This window comes from Priestia sp. GS2 (genome assembly GCF_036409025.1).
In the GTDB taxonomy this organism is placed as follows: Bacteria; Bacillota; Bacilli; order Bacillales; family Bacillaceae_H; genus Priestia; species Priestia aryabhattai_A.
In genome coordinates, this window is sequence record NZ_JAZGJX010000001.1 from 2,627,628 (window position 1) to 2,653,418 (window position 25,791).

General features: G+C 39.9%; 22 protein-coding genes. 7 read left to right on the forward strand and 15 right to left on the reverse strand.

The features are described from left to right. Positions 1–323 precede the first annotated feature (323 nt). Positions 324–1,670, forward strand: a complete 1,347-nt coding sequence (locus V2145_RS13500; protein WP_330987834.1) for a hemolysin family protein — start codon at positions 324–326, stop codon at positions 1,668–1,670. 93 nt (positions 1,671–1,763) lie between these two features. Here V2145_RS13500 and V2145_RS13505 read toward each other — a convergent pair whose 3' ends face one another. From V2145_RS13505 to nagE, 13 genes are all read right to left on the reverse strand, one after another. Then, positions 1,764–2,651: an alpha/beta fold hydrolase gene (locus V2145_RS13505; RefSeq protein ID WP_330987835.1), complete on the reverse strand. Its 888-nt coding sequence runs from the start codon at positions 2,649–2,651 to the stop codon at positions 1,764–1,766. Positions 2,652–2,780: 129 nt separating this feature from the next. Then, the gene (locus tag V2145_RS13510; protein ID WP_330987836.1) at positions 2,781–4,352 is read right to left on the reverse strand and encodes a bifunctional metallophosphatase/5'-nucleotidase; all 1,572 of its coding nucleotides are present in this window, start codon (positions 4,350–4,352) and stop codon (positions 2,781–2,783) included. Between the two features lie 118 nt (positions 4,353–4,470). Further along, complete coding sequence (gene cydC, locus V2145_RS13515; RefSeq protein WP_330987837.1) at positions 4,471–6,180, reverse strand: thiol reductant ABC exporter subunit CydC; 1,710 nt, start codon at positions 6,178–6,180, stop codon at positions 4,471–4,473. Further along, positions 6,177–7,907, reverse strand: a complete 1,731-nt coding sequence (gene cydD, locus V2145_RS13520) for a thiol reductant ABC exporter subunit CydD (RefSeq protein WP_311858813.1) — start codon at positions 7,905–7,907, stop codon at positions 6,177–6,179. The genes cydC and cydD overlap by 4 nt, the downstream gene beginning before the upstream one ends. 35 nt (positions 7,908–7,942) lie before the next feature. Next, positions 7,943–8,044, reverse strand: coding sequence for a cytochrome bd oxidase small subunit CydS (gene cydS, locus V2145_RS21470; protein ID WP_373688673.1), 102 nt, complete (start codon positions 8,042–8,044; stop codon positions 7,943–7,945). Between the two features lie 14 nt (positions 8,045–8,058). Then, on the reverse strand, positions 8,059–9,072 hold the full coding sequence (locus V2145_RS13525; protein WP_094911681.1) for a cytochrome d ubiquinol oxidase subunit II: 1,014 nt from the start codon (positions 9,070–9,072) through the stop codon (positions 8,059–8,061). A gap of 11 nt (positions 9,073–9,083) precedes the next feature. After that, positions 9,084–10,415 (reverse strand): cytochrome ubiquinol oxidase subunit I, encoded by a 1,332-nt coding sequence (locus V2145_RS13530; protein WP_094911682.1) that lies wholly within the window; start codon positions 10,413–10,415, stop codon positions 9,084–9,086. Positions 10,416–10,650: 235 nt separating this feature from the next. Then, positions 10,651–11,379: an ABC transporter ATP-binding protein gene (locus V2145_RS13535; RefSeq protein WP_094911683.1), complete on the reverse strand. Its 729-nt coding sequence runs from the start codon at positions 11,377–11,379 to the stop codon at positions 10,651–10,653. Beyond that, positions 11,376–12,530 (reverse strand): ABC transporter permease, encoded by a 1,155-nt coding sequence (locus V2145_RS13540; protein ID WP_330987838.1) that lies wholly within the window; start codon positions 12,528–12,530, stop codon positions 11,376–11,378. Before V2145_RS13540 ends, V2145_RS13535 begins: the two co-directional genes overlap by 4 nt. Next, entirely contained in the window at positions 12,527–13,756 is a 1,230-nt protein-coding gene (locus V2145_RS13545) for an ABC transporter permease (RefSeq protein ID WP_131887023.1), read from the reverse strand. The genes V2145_RS13540 and V2145_RS13545 overlap by 4 nt, the downstream gene beginning before the upstream one ends. A gap of 166 nt (positions 13,757–13,922) precedes the next feature. Continuing rightward, on the reverse strand, positions 13,923–15,611 hold the full coding sequence (locus V2145_RS13550; RefSeq protein WP_131887024.1) for a DUF6583 family protein: 1,689 nt from the start codon (positions 15,609–15,611) through the stop codon (positions 13,923–13,925). A 580-nt stretch (positions 15,612–16,191) separates the two neighbouring features. Then, a complete protein-coding gene (locus tag V2145_RS13555) occupies positions 16,192–16,506 on the reverse strand; it encodes a hypothetical protein (RefSeq protein ID WP_094911687.1) in 315 nt (104 codons plus the stop codon). A gap of 340 nt (positions 16,507–16,846) precedes the next feature. Further along, positions 16,847–18,724 (reverse strand): N-acetylglucosamine-specific PTS transporter subunit IIBC, encoded by a 1,878-nt coding sequence (gene nagE, locus V2145_RS13560; protein WP_311858820.1) that lies wholly within the window; start codon positions 18,722–18,724, stop codon positions 16,847–16,849. Between the two features lie 204 nt (positions 18,725–18,928). Here nagE and nagA point away from each other — a divergent pair, with 204 nt between their 5' ends. Genes nagA through V2145_RS13575 form a run of 3 tightly spaced genes read left to right on the forward strand, consistent with a single transcriptional unit; the run spans position 18,929 to position 21,608 of the window. Continuing rightward, complete coding sequence (gene nagA, locus V2145_RS13565; RefSeq protein ID WP_330987839.1) at positions 18,929–20,116, forward strand: N-acetylglucosamine-6-phosphate deacetylase; 1,188 nt, start codon at positions 18,929–18,931, stop codon at positions 20,114–20,116. Beyond that, the gene (gene nagB, locus V2145_RS13570) at positions 20,113–20,844 is read left to right on the forward strand and encodes a glucosamine-6-phosphate deaminase (protein ID WP_094911690.1); all 732 of its coding nucleotides are present in this window, start codon (positions 20,113–20,115) and stop codon (positions 20,842–20,844) included. The genes nagA and nagB overlap by 4 nt, the downstream gene beginning before the upstream one ends. Positions 20,845–20,882: 38 nt before the next feature. Next, positions 20,883–21,608: a GntR family transcriptional regulator gene (locus V2145_RS13575; protein WP_131887028.1), complete on the forward strand. Its 726-nt coding sequence runs from the start codon at positions 20,883–20,885 to the stop codon at positions 21,606–21,608. Between the two features lie 25 nt (positions 21,609–21,633). On the opposite strand, the gene V2145_RS13580 is transcribed toward V2145_RS13575, so the two are convergent. Next, on the reverse strand, positions 21,634–22,158 hold the full coding sequence (locus tag V2145_RS13580; RefSeq protein ID WP_311858824.1) for an SUKH-4 family immunity protein: 525 nt from the start codon (positions 22,156–22,158) through the stop codon (positions 21,634–21,636). 307 nt (positions 22,159–22,465) lie between these two features. Here V2145_RS13580 and V2145_RS13585 point away from each other — a divergent pair, with 307 nt between their 5' ends. The 3 genes from V2145_RS13585 (at position 22,466) to V2145_RS13595 (ending at position 24,981) form a co-directional block, all read left to right on the forward strand. Beyond that, positions 22,466–22,834, forward strand: coding sequence for a PilZ domain-containing protein (locus tag V2145_RS13585; RefSeq protein ID WP_094911693.1), 369 nt, complete (start codon positions 22,466–22,468; stop codon positions 22,832–22,834). 124 nt (positions 22,835–22,958) lie between these two features. After that, a complete protein-coding gene (locus V2145_RS13590; protein WP_330987840.1) occupies positions 22,959–23,759 on the forward strand; it encodes an LCP family glycopolymer transferase in 801 nt (266 codons plus the stop codon). A 196-nt stretch (positions 23,760–23,955) separates the two neighbouring features. Further along, the gene (locus V2145_RS13595; RefSeq protein ID WP_330987841.1) at positions 23,956–24,981 is read left to right on the forward strand and encodes a DUF3231 family protein; all 1,026 of its coding nucleotides are present in this window, start codon (positions 23,956–23,958) and stop codon (positions 24,979–24,981) included. Positions 24,982–25,007: 26 nt separating this feature from the next. Here the strand turns inward: V2145_RS13595 and V2145_RS13600 are convergent, their stop codons facing one another. Beyond that, positions 25,008–25,751, reverse strand: a complete 744-nt coding sequence (locus V2145_RS13600; RefSeq protein WP_330987842.1) for an SGNH/GDSL hydrolase family protein — start codon at positions 25,749–25,751, stop codon at positions 25,008–25,010. Between the last annotated feature and the right edge of the window lie 40 nt (positions 25,752–25,791).

Below are 25,791 nucleotides of genomic sequence, written 5' to 3' on the forward strand. Positions count from 1 at the left end.
TTATAACAAAGTGCACGATGAATTATTACACAGAAGAATTACTCGTATATTTTCGTCTTATTGAAGCTTTGAAACAAAGAGGACGTTTCTTTAGAAACAGTAAGCAACAATTAGAAAATACATCCCCTATAGAAAACAAGTCCTCCTTCATAACGACGAGCTTACGCACAAACAACGTCATGAAGAGCGCAGGTGAAAAAGGTGCTGTTGGGCAATGTTTGTCAAAAACATTCTCACGCACTCGTTTATCATGCTCTCGGCGTAATTTTGATTATTTACAGGAGGTGTTTACTTACTTTGCTCACGCAGAGTAAGTATGTTCATTGATAACCATTAATTTAATTTTAGTTGCCTTTTTAATTGCTTTAACTGCTTATTTTGTTGCGACAGAGTTTGCGATTGTAAAACTTCGTAGCTCTCGTGTCGATCAGCTCGTAGCAGAAGGTCGAAAAGGAGCGGCTGCAGCAAAAACCGTAACAACTCACTTAGATGAGTACTTATCAGCATGTCAGCTCGGTATTACCATTACAGCACTCGGGTTAGGGTGGCTGGGTGAACCAACGGTTGAGCGCATTCTGAACCCTGTGTTTGCTGACCTTGGGGTACCGTCTTCCGTTTCACACGTGCTTTCATTTGTAATTGCTTTTGCGTCAGTTACGTTTTTCCACGTCGTTGTCGGAGAATTAGCACCGAAAACGGCAGCAATTCAAAAAGCTGAAACGGTGACGCTTCTATTTGCACCACCGTTAATTGCCTTTTATAAGGTCATGTTTCCTTTTATTTGGTTACTTAACGGCTCAGCTCGCTTATTAACAGGCTTATTCGGGTTAAAACCAGCCTCAGAGCACGAGCTAGCACACAGTGAAGAAGAGCTTCGCATCATCTTGTCAGAAAGCTACAAAGGTGGCGAAATTAATCAATCTGAATACAAATATGTAAACAACATTTTTGAATTTGACAATCGTGTTGCTCGTGAAATCATGGTACCACGAACCGAAATAGCCGTTGTTTCTGAAGACGATACGATTGAAGAATTTTTAAAAGTAGCCGTAGAAGACCGCTATACTCGTTATCCAATTACCATTGATGGAGATAAAGATAATATTATCGGACTTGTGAACATCAAAGAAATTCTAAACGATGTGGTTTTAAATGATGCTGTGCGCAATCAGCCTGTCAAAGCATATATGAAACCAATTATTCAAGTCATTGAATCGGTCCCAATTCATGATTTACTACTATCCATGCAGAAACAGCGTACTCATATGGCAGTGCTAATTGATGAATACGGCGGTACGGCTGGGATTGTAACGGTTGAAGATATCTTAGAGGAGATTGTTGGCGAAATTCGCGATGAGTTTGATACAGATGAAAAGCCATATGTTCAAAAGGTTAGTGAACAACACTTTATCTTCAATTCAAAAGTACTGCTTGATGAAGTGAATCAGCTGTTAGACATTGAACTTGAACATGAAGATATCGATACACTTGGTGGCTGGATGCTTGTTCAAAACATTGATATTCAAGAAAATGAAGCCTTAACTTTATATGGGTATGAATTCACAGCAAAAGAAATGGATGGACATCAAATGAAAGAAGTGGAAGTTCGTCAATTAGCTCGGGAAGAAAGTGAAACAGCACAACCGGAAACTACAGAGGTTGAAGTGTAAGAAAGCATTAAGTAAATAGAGCTTTGACTAATAGAAAAGGGTTTAAATCATGAAAATAAACTGATTTAAACCCTTTTTTCTATTCAACGATTATTACCTGAAATAATTAACAATCGTTTGATTAAACTTATCTTTTTCTTCCTCTTGTAAAAGCAACCCGCTGTCTTTAAAAATTGATACCTTTACGCTCGGATTTAGCTGAACAAACTTTTGCAAATTGCTAATGGGATTAAAGCGTGCTTTTTGTCCCCATAAAATAAGAACTGATTGAGTAATAAACGGAAAAATCGCTTGAATATTAATATTAGCAAAACCAGCTACGAATGAAGCAGGAGCATAGTTAGCATTTGGACACTGGTGAGATGCTCGGTAAAAATCTTCTAATACTTCTTCAGTGACAAGCTCTGGCTTTGTGTAAAACAATGTTTTCAACTGATATTCAATACTTTCTTTAGAAGAAAAAGCATTGTAGACACCATTTCCTACAAAAGGCTGTGTAAACGTATTAAACGTTGTTAGACTGGATTCACACGGTTCGGTATCATTACTCCCTATTCCAGAAGGCGTAATAAGAGCAATCTTTCGAATTAACTTTGGATAATAGTAAGCCACGTATAAACAATACGCAGCAGGTAAGTCCCGGCTTAACACATAGGCTGGCTTTTGAATAACTTGCTGTATAAATTCAGCAATTGCCTGTATGAACACGGTTGGCTTATAGACGATAGGCAACTTTTCTGAGCGTCCAAAACCGGGTAGCTCTAATGCATATACTTTAAAATGCTTAGCCAATACATCTATATTTTCTCTCCAAGTAGCATTTGATGCCCCTAAGCTTACGCTATGTATGAGCAATAGAGGCTTGCCTTCTCCTCTTACAATATAATACAACTCTCCTACATTGCTTTTAAATTTCTTTTCTTCCCCACCTAAAAAATTTCTTGGAATCGACAAACAAAGGGGTTCATATAAGGTGCTCATCTCTTACTCCTTTCACCTTGACTTTCTCCACCTTTTCAATTTATGATATGTCCCCGTAGATTATTTCTTTTCATCAGTAAAAGCATGCTACATGTTGGGTTTAGCACCAATCCTCTTTTTATATTGTTTTTATTGATTCGTAAAGCTCTTTAAATTAACCTCTTCAAAATGCGTAGCTACAGCGTCTACTACAAGGGGACCTTTCTGTAACACTTTTGTACGTTTGAATTTTGAAAAGCCATCTCCACCTTCTTGTAAGTAGTTTGATAAAGCAATCGTATACGTTTGAGTCAGTTCAATCGGCTCACCGCTTTCTGCTTTAATTTCTTCAATCCGCTCACCAAACGGCGCTAATTCATTCCATTCCACTGTAATGCCAGCTGTTTGTAAAGCTGCATCATATTTTTCACTCCACTGCTGCTCTAATGCTTCATATAGCTCCTTACCTGTTAGCTCAATTTTGACCAGGTGATGCTCAAAGGGAAAAGCCGTATACAACTCTTTTTTCGTCACGTCTCCCTTAGGAAGGCTTGCTCGAATTCCTCCATGATGGACAAGTGCGATATCCGCCTGCATTTCTTTTCTGCTTGCTTCTGCCACAAGCTGAGCAAGAGGCGACTCAGCCCGCTCATTTTTTTTACGCGTCAGCTTATAAGGAAGGGTTCCGATAGTTTTACCTGTATGCGTACCAAGCTGATCCTTATACGCTTGTAAAAGCGTCATTACCTTTGGGTCTGGCTTTACAGATTCATGTTCTACAGGTACAATTTCCGCTTGTTTGTAGGTAATCTCTTCAGTACGCTTATCAATCCCCAGCTCAACTTGTGAAAAAGCTTTTCCATAGGAGTAAGCCTGAACGAGAAGTTTATCATCAACAATGGTATTAGCATACTGGTGATTGTGAGCTCCAAACATGACGTCTACTTCATCATCTACTTTATATGCCATTTCAGCTAAATCTTCCTTTGGATTACCACCGTTTTGATCTGAGTTTACTGCAATATGTGCTAGAACTACAATGGAACGTACCCCCTGCTCTTTCAGTTGCTGTGCACTTTTATTAATGGCATTTACTTCATCTGTAATTACGACTTCTTGGCGGCTATTTGACAGTACAAAATCGTTTGTATCCGTCGTGACAACTCCAATAAAGCCAATCTTGATTCCATTTATTTTCTTAATGATATATGGGGGAAACACAGTTTTTCCGGTTTTTTTATCTAAAACGTTGGACGAAATGTACTTTGCCGTCGCTCCTTTAAAGCGCCCGGTTTTTTCATGATATCCACCATGAATTAAGCGTTTCATTTCTGCTACTCCACGATCAAATTCATGGTTGCCTGGAGTACCAATATTAACGTTTAGCAAATTCAAGAATTCAATTGTTGGTTCATCATTAAATAACGAAGAAATAGGAGGACTCCCACCGACCATATCACCGATGTGAACGAGAAGCGTGTTCGGGTTTTTTTCTTGGTATGCTTGTAAATGAGAAGCGAGATATTCAGCTCCTCCTACTTTCTTGCCCTGGAGCTGCTGGTATTGATCTAACTGACCGTGAACATCGTTTATACCTAAAAGCTGTACGTGGATTAAATCATTAGATGAGGCTGTAAAATGCGTTTGAAAAGCATGGTGATACGTAGTAAACAATAAGATGCCTACAAGTAAAAGCATCGCTACTCGCTGAAATAACATCATTTCATATCCCCTCCTCATGCTGTTACCGTTAGGCTATCATAAAAGCATTAAGGAAATATGAACCATATGTAAAGACGAACATAACAAAAAGCGCATCAGTTAACCTGACACGCTTTTATCATGAAAATAAAATACTTTTTTCGACTTGCTTTAACTGATAAAAGTAACCTTGCTTACTCATCAGCTCAGAGAATGACCCAACTTCAACTACTTTTCCTTCATCCATAACCATAATTTGATCCATATGTTCTAAACCAGCAAGACGGTGACTAATGAAGATAAGCGTTGCGTCCTTTGCTTTTTGTGTTAGTTCACCAACCACTTTTTGTTCCGTTAGCAAATCCATTGATGAGAATGGCTCATCCAATAGCCAAATTCGACCTTTTTTCAAAAAGGCTCTAGCCATTGCTAACTTTTGACGCTCGCCTCCAGATAGATTTTCACCTTTTTCTAATATACGATCATCAAGCTCATACGCATGTAGCTCCACTGCTTGTAACGCTGCTTGTAACTCAATATCAGACGCGTCATCATTTGCGAGCAGGAGGTTTTCACGAACCGTTCCGTAAAAAAAGTGGTTTTCCTGCATCACGACATTCGTATAGTTCCACAAATCCTCTTGTTCAACATTCGCTAAGCACTCTTGATTAATAGCTATGGTGCCTGAGGTAGGCTCGTACAGCTTGACGAGTAGCTGAAATAAAGTAGATTTGCCACAACCACTCGGTCCCACAATTGCTGTTTTTGAGCGAGCTGGAAACGTAGCAGAAACATCATTCAGTACGTTGCGATTTCCATAAGCAAATGATAGATTTCTCACCTCTATGTCCATCGGTTCATCTTGAAGAACTGATGAACTGGGCTTCTCTACTTCTTTCACGTTGCCCGTCACGGAAAACAGCTGCGCCGAAGAGCGGCGGCTATCTTCAAAGTGAGTCGGAAATGCAGACATTGGAACGGCATACTCAAATACATTCAGACCGATCATAATAAGCATCGCTAAAAATAACCCGTCCAGTTCCCCTCGCGTGACGTCATAAACACCTACTAAGGTTACAGCCCAGCACACAAACATGGAAATGACTAAGCTCCACGATTGGCTTGCGTTTTCTGCTTCTTGCTTTCGTGCTTGAGCGCGCAAATAACGCGTAGATAATCCCGTGAGCCTTTCTTGCTTTTCCTTTACTTTTTGGTGAACTTTTAAATCTCTAAATCCGTATAAAAACTCCGCTGTTTCTGCCGATAGCTCACTTCTTAACTCTTGAGTAGAGGCTTTTAAGCGCTGCTGCCTCCACGCTGCAAGCACTGGTACAACAAGTCCTGTTAAGAGCATTCCCGCAGCAAGAGTCAGGCTAATCCAAACTGAGTAAAATGATGTAAAGAAAATCGTGCTAATGAATACAAAGAAAAAAACAACTGGCGGGTAAAATACGCGCAGGAAAAAGTTTTGTAAATTTTCTACGTCTCCCACAATTCGTGCCAATAAATCTCCGCTCCGATATTGATGAAGTACGCTTGGCATGAGCGGTTCTAATTTTTCAAAAAAGCGCACGCGTAGATTTCCGAGAATTGTAAAAGTTGCTCGGTGTGAATAATAGCGCTCCGCATATTTGGTCACAGCTTTTGCAATGCCAAACAACTTTAAAAGCGCAAGCATAACCGTTAACGTATACAGCGGTGGAATAAGGGCTGCTTTGGAGATAACATACCCGCTTGCACCGAATAAAGAGATGCCGATAATCCCTGCTAATACACCGAATATCGTCGTATATACAATATCCTTTTTTTCTTTCAGTATAATTGTGCTGATGGTCAGTAAGTTTCTCATCTAACACTCTCTCCTTGCTGTGCTTGCATCATGTGACGGTAGCTGGCAACGCGCGTCATTAATTCATGATGCGTTCCTGAATCAATCACTTTTCCCTCTTGCAAATAAACGATTTGATCTGCATTTCGAATCGTATAAAGTCGGTGAGCAACGGTAATCATGGTTGCTCGTTCACTTAGTTCTTTAATCGAAGATTGTAGAATTTGTTCGGTTACTAAATCCAGACCGGTTGTTGGTTCATCAAATACAATAATAGAAGGTTGTTTAATAAAGGCTCTAGCCAACGCAAGGCGCTGTTTCTCACCGCCAGATAAACCTCTTCCCCCTTCACCTATCAACGTATCAAAGCCCGCTTCCATTGACTGAATAAGAGGTAGGAGCCCCGCTTTTTCGGCTGCTTTTATAAGTTCTGCTTCCGTCACTGGCGTTTGTGTACCAAGGCAGATATTTTCTTTAATCGTTCCAGAAAACAAATAAGGATGCTGAGAAATATAGCTGATGGCTTCAAACCAACTGCTTTCACTAATGTCAGCTCGCTGTTTTCCGTTAATGATTACTTGTCCTTGTGTTGGATCAATTAAGCCTGAAATCAATCGAAGTAGCGTTGTTTTTCCCGATCCGTTAGGACCGATAATCGCTACTTTTTCAAACGGTTTAATGGTTAACGAAACGTCTCTTAATGAAAATGTTCCTTCTTGATACGAAAAATGAACATCATTCAGCACGATAGGAGCAGGCTGATCTTGTTTTAATTTATTATTCCCCCACTTTACTCCGCGTGCGGAAGCAGCAAGCTCTTCTTTGATTTTATTCGTTGCTCCGATGCTACCTCTTCCAGCGTGAAATGCACTACCTAAATCTCGAAGCGATAGATAAAAATCCGGTGCTAGAATTAAAATAAAGAACGATGCGAAAAACGTAATGTTTTCAAATACCACAAGACGTAACCCAAGCTCAAAAGCAATGAGACCAACGCTTAACATCGCAATAAATTCAAGTGCCAGCGAGGATGAAAATGCTGTTTTTAAAACATCCATTGTCGCATCACGAAATTCAAAACTCTTCTCTTTCATCTTGTCTTTTTGTAACTTTGCTTTTCGCATGAGTTTCAGCGTTGTTAATCCTTGCAAGACATCGAGGAAATGACCTGAAAAAGCCGTCATTTTTTCCATTTGAACATCCGCTTTTTTTTGCGTTTTTAACCCGATTACAATCATATAAATCGGGAAAAATGGTGCGGTTATCATCATGAGTAACCCTGAAAACCAGTGCTGCGTAAACACGGCAAGCAAGATAATCAGCGGCAAAATGCTCGTTTGGATGACCTGTGGAATATAGAAACTAAAGTAATTATCCACTTCATCAATCGCATCCATCGCTATGCTCGCTTTTTTACCTGTTTGGCCGCTCAACGACGCTTGCAGAGGGTTGTTTGCGTATTTTTCCAAAAGCTCTTCTCGGATTTCCCCCTTCACTTTTTCACCCAGCTTAATTCCTAGTTTTCTTGATAGGTAGATAAACAGCACACGAGCAATTAAGACAATTAGTAAATAAACAAAAGAAGGAAGCACGTCTTGAAACGACGCGTCCTTCAAGAAGATTTGGTCGACGATGTACACAAAGAAATACGCTTGGCCAACTAACATCACACCGTTTAACACCGATGATAGGATGAGCGGAACCATCATTCTTTTATGTGCAAATGCTCGTTTTCTCAGCAGCTCCATACACAATCGGTCTCCTTACATTTAGTTAGCAGTACTTACTGATAAGGGCTTTTTCCTTTTGCCCCCCAGATGAACAAAAATACAATTGCACCAACCACAAGTAAAACAGGTGCTATCATAATTAAAAACGTATTCACATTCCGTCCCTCCTTCACTTCTTACCCTGCACATACTCGTTATCAAATAGAAACAGTCGCATCAATAAGTATAATGATGGAACGAGTAAGCAAAGCCCTGCAACAAAGGAAATGATAAGCGTGATGGCCATTGTATCGTTTGTGAAGCTATCATAGATTGTTACGTGCGGATAGAGTAAATACGGCAAATGCGCCGCTCCGTATCCGTAAAACGCTGTGGCAAACTGCAGCATAACAAAGATAAACGATAAACCGAGACGCTTTTTCTTCCAAATAAAATAAACAGCTCCCACAAAGAACAAGAATGACAAAGCAAATAACCACGATACATCTAACATTTTCGCAAAGTGTTCGCTGTTATGATCTGACATGGACCAAAATACAAGGAAGCTAGCCAAAATCGTAGGTGTGCTCCAAAACAATGCATATTTGCGCAAGATACGAAACGCCCCTTCATCTCCTGCTTTGTGCGCGTAAAAGGTTAAAAAACAAGCGGAAATATACAGAACGCTCACTACTGCAAGAAGCACAACAGCCCATGAATAAAAGCTGGTGAACAGCGCCCCGTAGTCAAGCGAGACACTTGTACCGTTTAGCTTAATATAACCACCCTCTGAAATTGTCAAGACGATGGAAAGCGAAGCAGGAATCAAAAGTCCCGTTGCTCCGTATAAAAGCTGGTAGCCTAGGCGCCCTTTGTTTCCATAATGATGAAACGCATAGTAAGAACCACGAAGCGCAATTAAGATGATGGCGATGCTTCCAGGAACCAACAATGCCGTTCCGTAATAATACGCAAGCGACGGGAAAAAACCAACGAGTCCAACATAGAAGAAAATTAAGAATACGTTAGTCACTTCCCATACTGGAGACAAGTAACGGTTGATGACTTTTTGTACAACATGTCCTTTCCCCGTCACCGACGCATAGTAGTTAAAGAAACCTGCTCCAAAGTCAATGGAAGCAACGATTAAATAGCCATATAAAAATGTCCATAGTACGGTGATACCAATTACTTCATAGCTCATAGTAGTCCTCCCTATTCAATCCCGCGTTTTTTTAATTCTTTTTCAACAGGATTTGCTCTAAAGGTACGAATCAGAACCGTCACGGCCGATACAATTAAAATAACGTATAAAGCAGCGAACAAATAAAGCATAATATCAACGTGCTGAGACGTTGTCGCTCCTTCTGCTGTGCGCATAACGCCTCGAATGATCCAAGGCTGACGGCCTTCTTCTGTAAAGAACCATCCTGCTTCAATCGCAAGCATCGCTAGCGGTCCACCGGCTACAATTAAGCTAAGAAGCGGTTTGTTAAGCGGATTCCATGATTTTTTCTTTTTCATTACAATGTAAATAAATGAAATAAGCGCAAGTCCCATTCCAATTGCAACCATCAAGTCGAACATATAGTGAACAACAAGTGGAGGCCAATCTTCTTCAGGATATTCTTCAAGCCCAATAACTTCAGCTCCTGGAGTTCCGTGTGCTAAAATACTGAGCGCATACGGAATTTCAAGCGCGTACTTCACTTCGTTATCTTCGGTTAAAATACCACCTAGAATTAATGAAGCTTCTTCCATTGTTTCAAAATGCCATTCAGCTGCTGCGAGTTTTTCAGGCTGGTAGTTTGCTAAATATTTACCTGATAAATCTCCAACAAGTGCCGTTACAATGGCAAATACAAACGCCACGACCATTGATAAATGCAGGGCTTTTTTATGATAAACGTGATCTCGCCCTCGTAAAATCGCAAAAGCTGCAATAGCTGCAAGCACAAACGCAGACGTTAAATACGCGGATGATAAAACGTGCGACACTTTTGTCGGCGTCGCCGGGTTAAACATCGCTGCGATCGGGTTAATATTTGACAACACTCCGTTTTCATACGTGAAGCCAAGCGGTGCGTTCATAAATGAGTTTACCGTTGTAATAAAGAAACCTGATGCCGTTGCACCAAGCGCAGCTGGAATTAGCAGCAGCAAGTGGTACATTTTGTTTTTGAAGCGATCCCACGTATATAAATAAATTCCGAGGAAAATAGCTTCAAAGAAGAAAGCAAATGTTTCTAAAAAAAGCGGAAAGCTAATCGTTTGACCAGCTACCTGCATAAAGTTTGGCCATAGTAAACTTAGCTGCAGCGCAATTGCTGTACCTGTCACAACACCAACAGCTACCGTGATGATATATCCGCGTGCCCATCTTCTAGCAAGTAAGTGGTAGTGCTCATCGTTTCGTTTAATTCCTATCCATTCAGCAAGTGCAATCAAGAGCGGAACTCCGACTCCTAATGTTGAGAAAATCGTATGCACAGCTAGTGTTAAACCGGTTAAGATTCGACTATACAAGACCGGATCATACTCAAACACAAACATTTCCTCCTTTATGTATGAAGAGAATTCTCCCTTCTCTTAGCAGATTGTAGCCCTTAGTATAAAAACTTCTTTTATAGTTGACCATACAGTTCACCATTTTGTTAAAGTTTGTTCACAATTTCACAATCTTAATTTCGACACAATTTTAGAAGGTTCTGTAAAAAAAGTGCCTAAGTTTTTCACTTAGACACTTTTACTCTTCATTTCTCTTTTTTATTAGGTAGTGGTTCTAATAACCGCGCTGCACCGCTGGATGAAGGAGCTGATAGATAACCGCTTCGTCACTGTTTTGTCTTGTTGCGCTTCTCGCTTCTTCCATCGTACCGATAAACTGTATTTCTCCTTCTTTTAACACAGCAAACCGGTGACATAAACCGAGAATTTCATTTAAGTCATGCGTAATATAAATGACTGTTTTTCCTTCTCTCGTAAGCTTTTGAATGTATCTGCCAATCTCCATTTTCGACTGCAAATCAATTCCAACCGTCGGCTCGTCCATAAGTAAAATCGCCGGTTTATGAATGAGCGCAACAGCAATATTGAGCTTTCGCTTCATTCCCCCTGATAGGCTTTGAACTTTTTCGCTCCATTTCCCCTCTAGCTGTACGGACTTACAAAGCGTTTTGAGCTCATCGTCTGATACCGATCGCCCCGTCATTTTGCTCCACAGTCGCATGTTTTCTTTTACCGTTAGCTCTTCCCACAGCGCAATATCTTGCGGGACGTAGCCAATTTGATTACGAATGTGCTTTTTAGCTTTTTTTAATCGCTGACCGTTGATGACCACTTCGCCGCTAGAAGGCTTAGTAAGCGTTGCTAAAATAGATAAAAGCGTAGACTTACCAGCACCGTTTGGTCCTAATAGCCCAAGCACCTCACCTTTTTTCACATGCAAAGATACTTTATTTAATGATTTTTTTCTTCCGTAACGCTTACTTACTTTTTCAATTGAAATCATGTAATCGACCTCACATTCCACACTGCTTTTAACCACAATAAAATGGTGATGACTAGTATTGTTCCAAGCTGCATCCAAAGCTCTTTAGCAAGTACAAGCTGCTGCGTAACCAATAGATGCTGAGGAATCCATGTAGCAATTGTGCTTAGCTGCTCCGCTATGTCACTGATTGGGAAAAATACGCCCGCGATAATACTGAACATCATGGCAAGTAACAATCCTGCGATGTAGTAGCGACCGATATGACGCGATTCCGTAGCTAGCCAAAAGCTAAAAGCTAAGCAAAAGCAGAGATATAGGAGCATTAGCAACAGCACTCTGCTATCTGTCACCGCTCCGATTTTCAAAAAGAAGAAAAAGCTCAGGATTGTTTGGATAATCAAAATAAACCCGTATGCTGCTACCGATTGATTTACATAAGACATAACACCTTTTGGAACGGTCTTCATTCGCTTAAAAATAGGCCCTTTTTCCTTTAGAACCCATTCCATTGCCATAAGCGAAACAATAAGTGTCAAAAAGCCCCACAGCGGAACAGAGCGATTTATAATCTGTTGTTTTTGATCTGGTTGTGCACCTTCTTGTCCATCAGTCACATATTGAATGGTCATTAACGGTTCCGGCTTCCACTGCTCGTCCGTATAGCGATACGCATCTTCCCATAGAGTCGCGGGCTTTTTCCAACGATAGCGTTCATACAGGCGTTCTACTTGAATAGCTGCTTTACTGTTACTTGATAAGCGCGTTACCTCACTGGCAATCACTTCTTCTACAACGCTCGTAGCAACTGATGCTGGCATTTTCACCAGCTCAATCGTTTCTTCATAATCTTCTTTTTTAATATTGTCCATAAAGCCTTCTCGAATGATAAATAAACTATCAACTTCGTTTCGAAGCAGCTGTTTCTCTCCTTCATCCGCCGTTGTAGCTGTCAATTTGATTCTCTCATTCGTAGCAACCCGCTGAATTACTTGTTTGGAAAACTCACTTTGATCTTCATCTGCAATGGCAACTGGAATTTTCACATCGTTCTCAACGTTTTGAAGAAACATTTGGCCTACATAAGCACCTGCAGCAGGCACCACCAGAAGAAGTATAAGTAAAAATGGCTTTCGGATAATCCCCTTTAGCTTTTCCATCATGAGATTCATAGGCTCACTCTCCTTTTTTGAAACAGTGCCGTCCAGAGGAGAGACAAACTAAAAGCAGTGAGCCCGTAAACCACAAGCCAAGTCATGGATTCCGACCAGTCTACCGACTCATAACCTCCGAATAAACCAAACATCATTTGCAGCGACCAAGCGTTAACCGACCAGGCCTGAAGGGGTAGCAACCACTCTGGTAAATAAACGCTAGGTAAAATATGCCCGCCTACAAGAGAGGCTGCAGCAAGCAAAAGAATGCCTACTAGCTGATACATCTTTTCACTCGTAAAGATAGCTTGTAAGAGCGCAAACGTTGCTAAAAAAGCGAATGCACTAGCGGCAACGCTGCCAACCAGTTGACCCCACGTGTACGATAGTGACAAGCCAAGCTTCTCTATTCCTACTGCGTATAATCCTAGCGATAAAACGAAAACGAGTAAGAACATACAGCTAAACTGGGCGAGGTGAACGTGTAGTGAGGATACTCCGTGAGTCTGCATGCGCTTAAGCACTGCATGTGAATGAAGTCCCTTTACAAAAAGCATGCTGCTGTAGGTCCAAATCATAAGCAGTAATAAAAAGAATGATAGAATATAATACTGCTTCATATCTTGCTGAAACAAAGATGTTGCTATTCGTTCTTCAAACACGCTTCCTCGATCAAGAACATGAAGCCCAAACGAAAGAAGGCTACGACGAAATTCAGCTTGTCTCTCTGCCGTGCTGGCTCCTTCTTCTTGTAGAAAGTGATCAATTGTATTAATTCCGCTTTGAGCAGCTGATGTATAGTCAGCTGCGCTATCCATCACATAGCGAAACAGCTGAGCTTGAAGCGGCTTGTTTTTATTCCCCACTACAACAAGAGGCATGTTTTCTCCCGTTGCAATTGAATGACTAAATCCATCTGGTAACACAACAAGCGCTGCAATATCGTTTTTGGACAGCATTTGTTGTGCTTCTGCTTTTGTTGGATACACAGGATTGATAAGTGAGCTTAGCTGTTCACTTTCCGTTAACTGTTTGATGACGTATTCTGTTTGAAGCGTATCATCTTCATCAACAATTGCCACCGGAAACTTTTGTATCCGTGCTTCATCCTTCATTGTTTCTGTTAATATGACTCCTGCTCCTATTAAAAATAGAACAGGAGCAAGTAGAAGCAGGCTAAAAGACTTCCAGTTTTTTAGCATCGACTTCCATGTGAATGAGCATAAATAAAAGAATATCTTCACCTGCTCTTCTCTCCCTGCATGATTACATTAGAATTGTAACTAGATATGATAGTTTACTATATGGTTGTACAAGTAGATTCAGACCTACTGCAAATCGGATAAATTTAACAAAGCGGATGACATGCTACACGTCATCCGCTTTTGTAAGAACTATTAACCGTTAAGATTAAGAAATATCAAGATCCATCATTAACCCTTGTAAGTTTGTGTAGAACTCTTCTTGAATCTTCATTAAATCAACTGGCGTAATATCTTTTACGTTTTTACCGTTCTTAGAATCAACCGCTGGAATATCCGCCGCGTCTTTTAGTTCAGAATTTGAGTTGATCTTTAAGTTGATATCAGCTGAATCTGTCGGCATACCAACTTTTAAGTTAATATCAAACTTGTAATCTGACTTTCCTTTTGAAGCATCGATGTTTTGATCTTGCTTAAGATCACCGCTGAATGTGTAGCCAGGAGCTTGGTCGCCCAAGTCAAGCGTGAATTTGCGATCTGCCGTTTGTTTTGCATCCGTTTTACCATTCACAACTGAATCCATTGTGAACTTTAAGTTTAGGTCTTCTGTTGTTGAATCAGAAGCGTCAATGCTAGCAACTAACTTTTCAGAGCTCTTATCTCCGTCAGCTGTAATATCGTTTGTTACATCAAGTGCTACTTTGCTATCATTGTTGTCATTTCCAATTGTAAGAGCTAGCTGTTGAGCACGCTTGTTATCCCCATACTCTACATCTTTTGTAGCCACTTTTACATTTCCTACGTTGTCTTCGTCATCAGCTGAAGTTGCAGCAAACTCTACGTTACGATCCACAATTACTTCATCATCGTTGATGTAAACTGTTGATTTGAAGCCCTTAGGGAACTTAAGGTCTTTCACATCTGTTTTAAATTCATCCAAGCCTTCTTTTAGTTGCTTCTTCACTTCTTTTTCATCTGTTAGTTCAGCCATCTCTGGGTCTGTTGCAGCAGATGATTCAGCAATCGTTGCAACGCGCTTTGCAATGATTGTTTGTAGCTCATCGTCTTTTGCCATTTCAGCTACTAGCTTTTGAACAAATTTTTCAGTTTGTTCTTGATTCATTTCAAGCGTTAGACGCGTGAATTTTAACGTTTCATCGCCTTGTTTATACTCCGCGTTCTTTTCCTTTGTGAAGTAGTCTTCATCTAAGTTATCATAGAAGAACTTTCCGTATTTTGTTGCAATTGCTTTCTTTTCTTTCTCTGTTAGCTCTAAATCTTCTAACTTAATTTGATTTAACTCTAACTTATCTGGACCTGTATACGATGGGTCAAACATACGCATAACTTGACCATATTCATCAAGATTTAAGTAGAAAAATTGATTTGCTAAAATCGGTGCTTTAAAACCAATTTGTTCTTTTGTTTGGTAACCCTCTACATCAAGTGCTTTTGTGTTACCGATATCAAGCGTTAATGAGCCGTATGTTTCTTGTTTTTTAGGATCCTGTTCTGTTTTCACATTAATCGTCGACTTGCTAATCATATCTTGAATCATTTGATAAGATGGATCAGCAGCAAGTGAGTTCATTGAAAAATCACCGCTGATAGAAGCAGCTGAGCTTGATGGTTGCTCTAGTGCTTTTTCCTGGAATGCTAAGCTTTCGCCATATTTCGTTTCAATTTCTTCTGTCATTTTGTTGTATGTATTCACTTCAGATATTAAATATAATTGCTTTGGTGATTTCATGAATACATAGCCAAACGTAACTGCTGCGCCGATAAGCACGAATAAAATTACCAATCCGATAATTAGTTTTGTCGGTGCTTTTTTCGGAGCTGGAGCTGTTTCTAAGGAAGCAGCAGTTTCTTGTCTTGTTTTGTTTTCATCGCTCATGTGTTTTACACCCTCCTGTAAATAATTGTTTGTTTGGTCCCTTGTACATGATAAGGAATCATTACCAGTATTTCTAGTCGTTCGACAAAAAAAGACAATTTTTAGTTCGTTTAGCTGATAAAAAGAGACCCATCAACAGATACAAAGACTCATTTTCTAGTACCCTACATAACTAGTTTAAAACCATTTTCATCACTTTTTACCAAAAATATGAATATACAAAACCCTAACGAAGTAGATGTTTTTATAGTTCGATAGAAGGCTATCCCTTCTCCTCCTTTTTGCTTCATTTTTTTCGATCTTCCAAAAGCTCAACGATGATATGTATATGAACATTGATTTGGCATCATGTTAAAAGAAAGGAAAACGAGCCTTTTTTCACAATAAAAAGCGAACGAGACATAACAAAACAAATTTCAAAGAAGATGAACGCGTTCGTTCCATTGCACTAAGACCACTCGCTTTTTATTCTATTGCCAAACTGATTTTTTCCAACCAACAAAAAACCTGAACGATTAAAAGTGACGAACTCTCAACCGTTCAGGTTTATTATTGACTGAATTACTTATGCCCAGCTCTCTTACGAATTAATTTGAAGTCGCTGTTGAATAAATAGAAATACGTTAACTAAACTGTTTTCTTCAAATACACTCACATCTTGCTTTTTGAATTCACCTTGCTCATGATAATAGCTAATTTGACCAGTTCCTTTTTCCTCGTTCATGTCGATATGAAAGCTAAGCGGCGTTCCTAAAATTGAGCCATCTTCATCTCGTTGAATAATTTGACAAAGCGTTTTATCTCCCTGCGGTTCATATAAGAAATCATAGCCGTACTGACGAGCTAACTTTTCTGTTTGCATAAGAATAATGTTTGTAACTGACGTTTCGTTCATACAATTTCTCCCTTATCTGTACTTACTTCTTGTAGTATATCATAGCTCTTTTTATCGCTTATACTAAAGAAGCTGAAACAAAGCGAAATGTTTTTTCTCAAAAACGAATTATGCCTTTTCTAAAGAACTTAGGCTATAGTAACCAGTCTTTTTATTTCGCTGCAGAGACTCCCATCTAGTCCTTCTCGCTTCGCAGAAGCTGCGTGTCTTACGCTCCATTCTCCTAACTCTCTAACAGTGATTTCACAATCAATAAAAAATCCGAACTACAAAAGAGTAATTAACTCTCACTAGTTCGGATTGATCATTAGCTGAAAGGCTTATGTCCCAGCTTCTTTCATTATAATAGTTTGATAACGCCTTTCGTACCTTGTTTCTGATAACCTGTCTTTTTAATCTCTACTTCTTTTCCTTCCGGTAAATTAGTAAACACAACAGGTGTAACAAGTGACGTCGCATTCTTCTTCAGATAATCGAGATTGATTTGTAATAACGGTGTGCCAGGCTCAATACGTTCGCCTTCGTTCACGAGTGTTGTAAACCCTTCACCTTTTAGCTCAACCGTATCGATTCCAACATGGATTAGTAGTTCCAGCCCAGTATCCGTTTTCAAACCAAACGCGTGCTTCGTTGGGAAAATACTCATGACTTCACCTGAAATTGGTGAATAAAGCGTATCATTAACAGGTTCAATCGCAAACCCATCGCCCATAAGCTTAGCAGAAAACACTTGGTCAGGTACTTTTTCAAGCGGCATAACAAGTCCTTCAAACGGTAAGCTGAATTCTTCAAGTATACCTTCGTTTGGCTTTTGCTCAGTTTTCACCGATGTACTTGCCGTTACTTTTTCACCTCGAACAAGTTGCTTCATCGCATTCGCTACAAATTCGACTTCCGTTCCAACAATGACTTGAACACTCGTTTTTGCAACCTTCATCACACCGCGAGCACCGTTCTTCTTAAGCTGTCCTTCGTTAACTGCACCTGAATCTTTTACCTGTAGGCGCAAGCGTGTTGCACAGTTATCAATTTCAACAAGATTTTCTTTTCCACCTAAACCTTCAATAAAGTGCGCAGCCATGTTCACATATTTATCATCTGATAATACCACCGCTTCTTCACCATCGATTTCATCATCTTCACGACCAGGTGTTTTTAAATTAAGCGCTTTAATCAGCCAATAAAATAACACAAAGTAAATGGCTGCATAAATGAGGCCAATTCCTCCAAGTAAAAGCGGCTTTTGCGCAATCCCAAAGTTTAAGAAATAATCAATGGCCCCCGCTGAAAAACCAAAGCCATGATGAATATCAAGCATAACAGCAAGTCCCATTGAGATTCCCGTTAGCAAAGCATGTACTACATATAAAACAGGAGCAATAAACATAAATAAAAACTCAATCGGTTCTGTAATTCCTGTTAAAAATGATGTAAATGCTAGTCCAATAAGCATTCCTGATACGAGCTTTCGCTTTTCTTTTTTAGCAGCCGCTACCATCGCAAGAGCTGCTGCTGGAAGACCAAACATCATTACTGGAAAGAAACCTGTCATAAACGTTCCAGCTGTTGGGTCTCCTTTAAAGAAACGGTTTAAATCACCTGTCGCTCCGTTAAATTCTCCGAATACAAACCATACTAAACTGTTCAAAATATGGTGTAGCCCTAGTGGAATTAGCAAACGGTTTAAAAAGCCAAAAATACCTGCACCAAGAGCACCAGCACCGGTTAGCCATTCACCGATGTTATTAATTTGATCTTGAATTGGAGGCCAAATCACGCCAAACAAACCGGCGATAGCAAGCATGACAACAGACGTAATAATTGGTACAAAGCGTTTACCTGCAAAAAAACCTAGCCATTCCGGCAATTTTATATCTGAAAAACGATTGTATAGAAGTCCTGCTACAGTACCGGCTACAATCCCACCAAGTACGCCCATATCAATGGTCTCATCAAGTGCGACAGCACCTTTTGTTAAAACAAAATAACCAATAACACCTGCAAGAGCAGCTGCCCCACTTCCATCTTTTGATAACCCTACTGCAATGCCAAGAGCAAACAAAAGGGCTAAGTTAGCAAAGATTGCATCTCCCGCCTGCGCCATAAATGGAATATCTAATAAATCAGGTTGACCTAAGCGCAGCAATAATGCCGCAGCGGGCAAGACGGCGATGGGTAGCATAAGCGACTTCCCAATGCGTTGTAAAAATTGAAACATTTCTTCATCCCCTTATCTCTATATTTACTAACATCCTACCACGAGGTGTTCTAGTTGTCTATACCAATTATGCGCTTACATTGCTTATTTATAAATAAAGAAAACACTTACAACATAAATTTTTACAACTGGTCTAGACAACTTACCCTAAACGCGCTACACTAATCATATAAATTTGATAAAGGCAAAGGAGAGACCTATGTTATGAACAAACCGCTGGTCATATACAACGTAACGGTTTACGGCGAAACAATCGTCTATTCAAACGGATACCTTAAAATAGAAAACGGCTCAATAACAGAGTTAGGTAGTATTCACGATTATCAAAGAAGTTCAGACGACCAAGTTATTGAGTATTCCCCTGATTTCATCGTTGTCCCAGGGGCGATTGATGTACACATTCACGGCGCTGCAAATGCAGATGCTATGGATGCTGCAGAACAAGCGCTGCAAAAAATGGCTGCTACTCTTCCAAAAGAAGGAACAACAAGCTTCCTTCCCACTACAATGACGCAATCAGTGGAAGCCATTAATGACGCTCTCATAGTATGTGGTGATTTTGTTACAAATAACCAAAATGACGCTCAAGCAGAAGCGATAGGCATTCACTTAGAAGGTCCTTTCATTTCGGCAAAACGAGCAGGCGCTCAGCCTCTTCATCACATTCAACAGCCAAGCGTCGAGCAGTTTAAACGCTGGCAAGAATTAGCTCAAAACCACATTCGACTTGTGACGCTTGCTCCTGAAGAGTCCGGAGGCACAGATCTTGTGAAGCATTTAAAAGAAACAAACGTAGTGGCTTCAATTGGACATTCCGACGCTACGTATGAAGAGGTAGATGCAGCGATTCAAGCAGGAGCGTCGCACGTCACTCACCTCTACAACGGCATGCGTGGTATTCATCACCGTGAGCCAGGCGTTTTAGGTGCTTCTTATTTACGTAAAGAGTTATACACCGAGCTTATCGTAGATGGCATTCATTCGCGTAAAGAGATGGTAAAGCTTGCTTATGAGCAAATTTCCAGCGAGCGCTTGATTTTAATCACAGATTCATTACGTGCCAAATGGTTAAAAAGCGGAACTTATGATCTTGGAGGTCAGTCAGTTCAGGTTAACGAAACGATGGCTACATTGGAGGATGGCACTCTTGCAGGAAGCATTTTAAAAATGAATGAAGCAATGAAAAACATGATGGACTTTACGGGCTGTAGCATACCGGAAATCATTCAGATGGCTTCTGTTAATCCGGCTAAGCAAATTGGCGTTTTCGATCGTAAAGGAAGTCTTAAAGTAGGAAAAGATGGCGATTGCGTTGTCATGAACAAGCATTTCGACGTACAGCTAACCGTGTGTCGCGGTCATATTGCATATAAACAGGAGGAACAATCATGAACATCATCTCAGTAAAAGACTATAAAGAAATGAGCCAAATGGCAGCTACTATTATTATTAATAAAGTAAAAGCTAATCCTTCAATTAATCTCGGTTTAGCAACTGGTGGGACACCTAAAGGTTTGTATGAAGAGTTGATTCAAGATCACCAAACAAATGGAACTTCTTATGCGCAAGTACACACTTTTAATTTAGATGAGTATGTAGGCCTTGCTGCTGATAACCCAAACAGCTATCGTTATTACATGGTCGAGACTCTCCTAGGCCATTTAGACGTAGATCTTACTCAAACGTTTATTCCTAACGGTACTGCAGAGAATGCACAAGCAGAATGCGAGCGTTACGAAACACTGATTGAACAACATGGCGGTATCGACCTACAAATCTTAGGAATCGGTCATAACGGACACATTGGTTTTAACGAACCTGGTACGCCTTTTTCATCTAAAACTCATGTGGTGACCCTTGCTTCTTCTACGCGCGAAGCAAACGCTCGCTACTTCTCGTCTATTGATGAAGTACCGACTCATGCTATGACTATGGGCATTTCCTCAATTATGAACAGCAATGAAATTTTATTATTAGTATCGGGAGAAGATAAAGCAGATGCTATTTATCATTTACTTGAAGGAAAAATAACGGAAGAATTCCCTGCTTCTATCTTAAAAAATCATCAAAACGTTACAATTATTGCTGATGAGAAAGCATTATCTCGTACAAACTTATAACAGATTGTAGTATGATCGATGTAAAGGAGGAATTGCACATGATTGACAAAAATTCACCTCTGCCGATTTACACACAGATTGAAGATGGAATCCGCGCTCAAGTCGAAAGTGGCGACCTTAAGCCCCACGATGCGATTCCATCCGAACGAGAGTATGCAACACAGTTTCAAATCAGCCGTATGACAGTAAGACAAGCAATTACAAACCTTGTAAACGAAGGCCTTTTATACCGTGAAAAAGGAAGAGGGACGTTTGTCTCAGAACAAAAAATTGAGCAACAGCTCGTTGGCTTAACGAGCTTTACAGAAGATATGAAAGCAAGAGGCTACATGCCAAGTAGCCGCTTGCTTCATTTTGAAATTGTTCCGGCTCCAGCAAAAATTGCATCTCAGCTTTCGATTCCAGTGCACCACCCCATCTATGAAATTAGACGCATTCGACTGGCAGATCAAATTCCTATGGCCATCGAAACGGTCTATATGTCCGCTAATCTAATTAAAGGCGTCACGGAAGCTATTATCCAACAGTCGCTTTATAATCATGTAGAACAACAAAGTGAACTTAAGATTGGACATGCCACTCAAACCCTAGAAGCAATCGTGGCAACAGAAAATGAAACAGAGCACCTGCAGGTAGCAAAAGGCGCTCCTATCCTTCTTATTAAGCGCTATACATTTTTAGAAGATGGAACGCCATTAGAAGTTGTAAGATCCGCTTACAGAGCAGATCGCTACAAGTTTACCGTTAGCATGAACCGGACATAGAAAAAGCCTCGCCGCAAGGCGAGGCTTATTTTGAAAGCGAATCCAATTCGGATTTCCAAAAGCTATGCGGTTTCATCGCTTCTTTATCAATTTCTTCAAACCGCTCGCGCATTTCCCGAATCAATACGTTCGGAACATGACCATCCACTTCAGGACGTTCATCTCGTAATACGAAAGGCTGGATATAGTCGTAAAATAGTTCAACAAACTGCAAAAACTGTACAAGCGATGAGTTGATTAGACGCTCACAGTCATCATTTGAAACATCTAAAAGTACAATGTTACCATTGTCACCATGTAAACAGATAGGATCGCCTAGCTTTGTCATCCCTAAAAACCAATAAAGCTGATAGCGAGCAGATAAATGAAGCGTCTCACACAAAGTGCATAGCTGATTTTTAGAGGACATGAATTCAAACAATGGAGCAACATCTCGCGGTAGCCCAACTTCAGCTAGCAGCCTTTTAGTCTCCAAATCAACTTTAAGCGGTGCTAATTGACTTTTGTCAAACAGTATTCGCTTTTCTTTGCGTTGTTTTACTTTCTTCAACCTCTGTCACTCCCTCTACCCTACTATGCTTATTGTCTACTATTTTATTTACACTGTCACCTATTCGTTTCAGTCATAACATTTCTGTATATTTTGATACAAAAGAATGCATAAATTTCATAAAATATTGACAACACCTTTTCTTTTTCTATAGATTTAATGTAACTGACCGATATAGTGGAGTGAGAAATAGTAGCAAAAGAAGCCTCTCCTCTCTCTTACTATATGTGAAGAAAGCAAGGAATACATCAGCTGAAGGATGCATTTTTCTCCATTTATTCCCTACTTAAAAGGAGCGAGCTGTTTTATGCAATATAAGCGTGAAGAGCCTTTTCGTTTTACATTTACACAACCTATTGTTGGCACGTTTTTCATTAAAAAATTCGATGGAAAAGAGATCGAAAGCAAACCTGGTCCACTTGCCGTTATTGATTTATCTCCAAGAGGAATGAAGCTAATTACTCCACTAGATCTTCCAGTATTTCAAAAGCCTATTGAGCTTACTGTTAATTTCTCTTTATTGGATGAGAACCTTACAGTTACTGGTTTAGCTGTTTGGAAAGAAAAAGCCAATCATGAATTTTTATACGGAATTGAAGCATTTACAAATGAAAAGCAGCAGCAATTATTATTAAATACATTAAAACAATATGCAAAAGAGTATCGGAAAAGATAGCAGATTATGGCTATCTTTTTTTGGTGCAACCACCTTCCTTTCGCTTCAACATTCTATTCTTGTTTAAGGTTATACCCTCCGTGGAAATAATAAAAACGAAACTGTAAAAAGAAAAGGTGACACAATGAGTAGTAAAGCAAAAAAAGAATGGATTGGTGGCCTTGTTTTGCTTTTATTAATTGGATTTGTTGGAACAAGCATGTTTGGATATGAAACGGTTAAAGCTGCTATGAACGCTGCATACGTACCTCTATCTCATAAGGAACAAATGTCAGAAGAAGCATTAAAGGAAGGAAAGCCTCTTTCTGCACTTCTTATTACGGAAAACCAAGAGCATATCTCATTTGTTCATATGACCGTTAACAAAGAGGATTCAGATGTTCATATGACGAACATTCCAACAGCTTCTATCCTAAAAGAGCGCACACAATCTACCGAGCAGCTGGTGAACAATGCGGAGCAAACGCTTGGTGTTCCCATTGACTACTATGTCATGATTAATCAAAAAAACCTGAAACCAATTGTTGATAAGCTTGATGGTATCATTGTGAATAATCCAACTCTCTTCACGCACGATGAACGCACATTTCCAGCAGGTGAAGTAAGGTTAAACGGTGAAGAGACGCTAGCTTATCTTCAGCCTGTTCATGAACAAGATGTACTCTCTGCTCATGATCGTCAGATACTAGTTGCTAAAGCTATTGTAAAACAAGTGGCTACCATTCCGACATTCACAAAAGCAAAGCCTATTTTAAATGAGCTATCAAATACTGTACAAACAAATTTAACTTTCGATGACCTTTCACTTATGCGTAAGCACTATAAAGCAGCATTTGCTAGCGTTACAAAACAAGAATTCCCCAAAACAGAAGCAGAGGTTCAACAGCTGACAAGCAAGCTTCAACAAAAACTTCAGTTATCTTAAAGAACCAAGTAGAGATACTTGGTTCTCCATTTGCTTAAATACAAAATCTTCTACGTGCCTTGTTCACCCTACTATAAATATCCATCTTTCTCTACCGTTCATAAGACCAGATCTTTCTTGCAGGGCATATTCTTATGAAATGCTTCTCATAATCTTTTGCTCTTTGAGAAAAACTAATGATACTGGAGGAATAGGAATGGAAAAACACTTACCCAACTTAACGTCAGCTGAAATTGCATCTTTATGGACAGCTTATGTAAATGACAGCATGGCGACATGTATTTTAGCTTATATGTTAACTCATATTGAAGATAAAGATATTCACGTGCTTGTAAAAGAGGCTCTAACAATGTCTTCTGAGCACATAAGCAGTTTGCAAAAGTTATTTCACCAAGAAAAGTTTGCAATTCCAAATGGATTTGGCAAGCAAGACGTCAATGTAAATGCACCTCGCTTATATACGGATACATTTTGTCTTAGCTATCTTAACCACATGTCAAAGGCTGGAATGATTGGCTACAGCGGATCATTAGCGATGAGTGCACGATATGACTTAATTGATTATTTTTCAACTGCTCTGCATAAAACGGCCTCTCTTTATGAAAAGACGACGAAATTAGCACTTGAAAAAGGAATTCTCACACGTCCACCTTACATCTGCATGCCAAGTGAAGTCGATTACATCGACAGTAAGAAATACATAAGCGGCTTTCATTTGTTTAGCAAAAATCGGCCTGTAAATGCCGTGGAGATTTCACACTTATTTTTAAATATCCAAACAAACTTAATTGGCTATAAAATTTGCTTAAGCTTTGCTCAAACAGCTACGTCTAAAGAAGTAAAACAGTTTATGATGAGAGGAAACGAGATCTCTAAAAAGCATATTAAGCTATTTGCAGATACCCTTTTGAACGATCATATCCCTGCTCCAATGAGCCCAGATCTTTGTATTACAAATTCAACAACGCCTGTGTTCTCTGAAAAGCTGATGATGTTTCCCATGAGCTTATTAAGCGCTACAGGTACGGGGAATTACGCAACGGCAGCTGCAGCTAGCCAACGGAGCGATCTTGCGTTTAACTATGAAAGAATGTCGCTTGAAATTGGGCGTTATGCAAAAGCTGGAGTGGATATTATGATTAAAAACCAGTGGCTTGAACAACCTCCTGGAACCATCAACAAAGAACAGCTGATTCTTTCTCCAAACAAAAAGCATGAATGAAGACATTCATGCTTTTTGTTACCCGTTTATTTTCCTGTAAACCAGCTGCTTAAATGTTTTCCCCACAGCTTCTTTCCTTCCTCTGTTAGCTCACTTTCTTTTGTGACATAAGGAGCGATTTCATAAGGCCATAACGGAGCGTGATTAAGATAGTAAACGTGATTTTCCTTTGCCTTTCCCCCGACGGCTGCTACCGCTTCTTCGTATGATTCATATTGAGAGGCATACGGTGATGACGGTTGAAGGATAAGTGCTGTTTTTAATTCTTTCACTTGGGAAATGAATGCTTGAAGTTCAGGCAACGCATCATCAATTGGCGTTTCTTTCTGATCTTCAAACATTGGAATCTCAGCCAAAACAAGGCTCGGCTTTAGCTTTTGTAAGTCTTGTTGAAAAGAAGAATGAACGAGCTCTTTTGTTGTTTGATCATGGTACGAATAGATTTGGATTTGAAACACATCTTGCCCGTATGTAGCTTCTAAAGATTTCTTTACGAAAGATGCCCACTCGTCCTCTTCACTCGCTACCAGCACAAGCGAGATGGGCTTGCCTTTTATAAATGTATCTTCAATCGCACTAACTAAAAATGGCGGTAAATGCTTTGTGTAGCTTGACACATCGGAAAACTGCTTTTTGTGAGGCTGTGCTGGTTCTACCACCGCCGCTTGCACCTGTCTCTCTATTTTTGTTTCCCAATGCTGAACACCCGCTACCATCACTGCGCTACATGCCGCCAACGCTCCTACTACAACACCGCTTGTCCATTTCATTCAACCGCTCCTTTCAGCATTCACTACCCTTTATTATAAA

Coding starts and splice junctions, on each gene's coding strand:
- V2145_RS13535 (WP_094911683.1), bottom strand. CDS start 11,379: ATGATTTCAATTGAAAAAGTAAGTAAGCGTTACGGAAGAAAAAAATCA.
- V2145_RS13600 (WP_330987842.1), bottom strand. CDS start 25,751: ATGAAATGGACAAGCGGTGTTGTAGTAGGAGCGTTGGCGGCATGTAGC.
- V2145_RS13550 (WP_131887024.1), bottom strand. CDS start 15,611: ATGAGCGATGAAAACAAAACAAGACAAGAAACTGCTGCTTCCTTAGAA.
- cydC (WP_330987837.1), bottom strand. CDS start 6,180: ATGAGAAACTTACTGACCATCAGCACAATTATACTGAAAGAAAAAAAG.
- V2145_RS13590 (WP_330987840.1), top strand. CDS start 22,959: ATGAGTAGTAAAGCAAAAAAAGAATGGATTGGTGGCCTTGTTTTGCTT.
- V2145_RS13585 (WP_094911693.1), top strand. CDS start 22,466: ATGCAATATAAGCGTGAAGAGCCTTTTCGTTTTACATTTACACAACCT.
- cydD (WP_311858813.1), bottom strand. CDS start 7,907: ATGGAGCTGCTGAGAAAACGAGCATTTGCACATAAAAGAATGATGGTT.
- V2145_RS13595 (WP_330987841.1), top strand. CDS start 23,956: ATGGAAAAACACTTACCCAACTTAACGTCAGCTGAAATTGCATCTTTA.
- V2145_RS13505 (WP_330987835.1), bottom strand. CDS start 2,651: ATGAGCACCTTATATGAACCCCTTTGTTTGTCGATTCCAAGAAATTTT.
- V2145_RS13575 (WP_131887028.1), top strand. CDS start 20,883: ATGATTGACAAAAATTCACCTCTGCCGATTTACACACAGATTGAAGAT.
- V2145_RS13540 (WP_330987838.1), bottom strand. CDS start 12,530: ATGAATCTCATGATGGAAAAGCTAAAGGGGATTATCCGAAAGCCATTT.
- nagA (WP_330987839.1), top strand. CDS start 18,929: ATGAACAAACCGCTGGTCATATACAACGTAACGGTTTACGGCGAAACA.
- nagE (WP_311858820.1), bottom strand. CDS start 18,724: ATGTTTCAATTTTTACAACGCATTGGGAAGTCGCTTATGCTACCCATC.
- V2145_RS13555 (WP_094911687.1), bottom strand. CDS start 16,506: ATGAACGAAACGTCAGTTACAAACATTATTCTTATGCAAACAGAAAAG.
- V2145_RS13525 (WP_094911681.1), bottom strand. CDS start 9,072: ATGAGCTATGAAGTAATTGGTATCACCGTACTATGGACATTTTTATAT.
- nagB (WP_094911690.1), top strand. CDS start 20,113: ATGAACATCATCTCAGTAAAAGACTATAAAGAAATGAGCCAAATGGCA.
- V2145_RS13510 (WP_330987836.1), bottom strand. CDS start 4,352: ATGATGTTATTTCAGCGAGTAGCGATGCTTTTACTTGTAGGCATCTTA.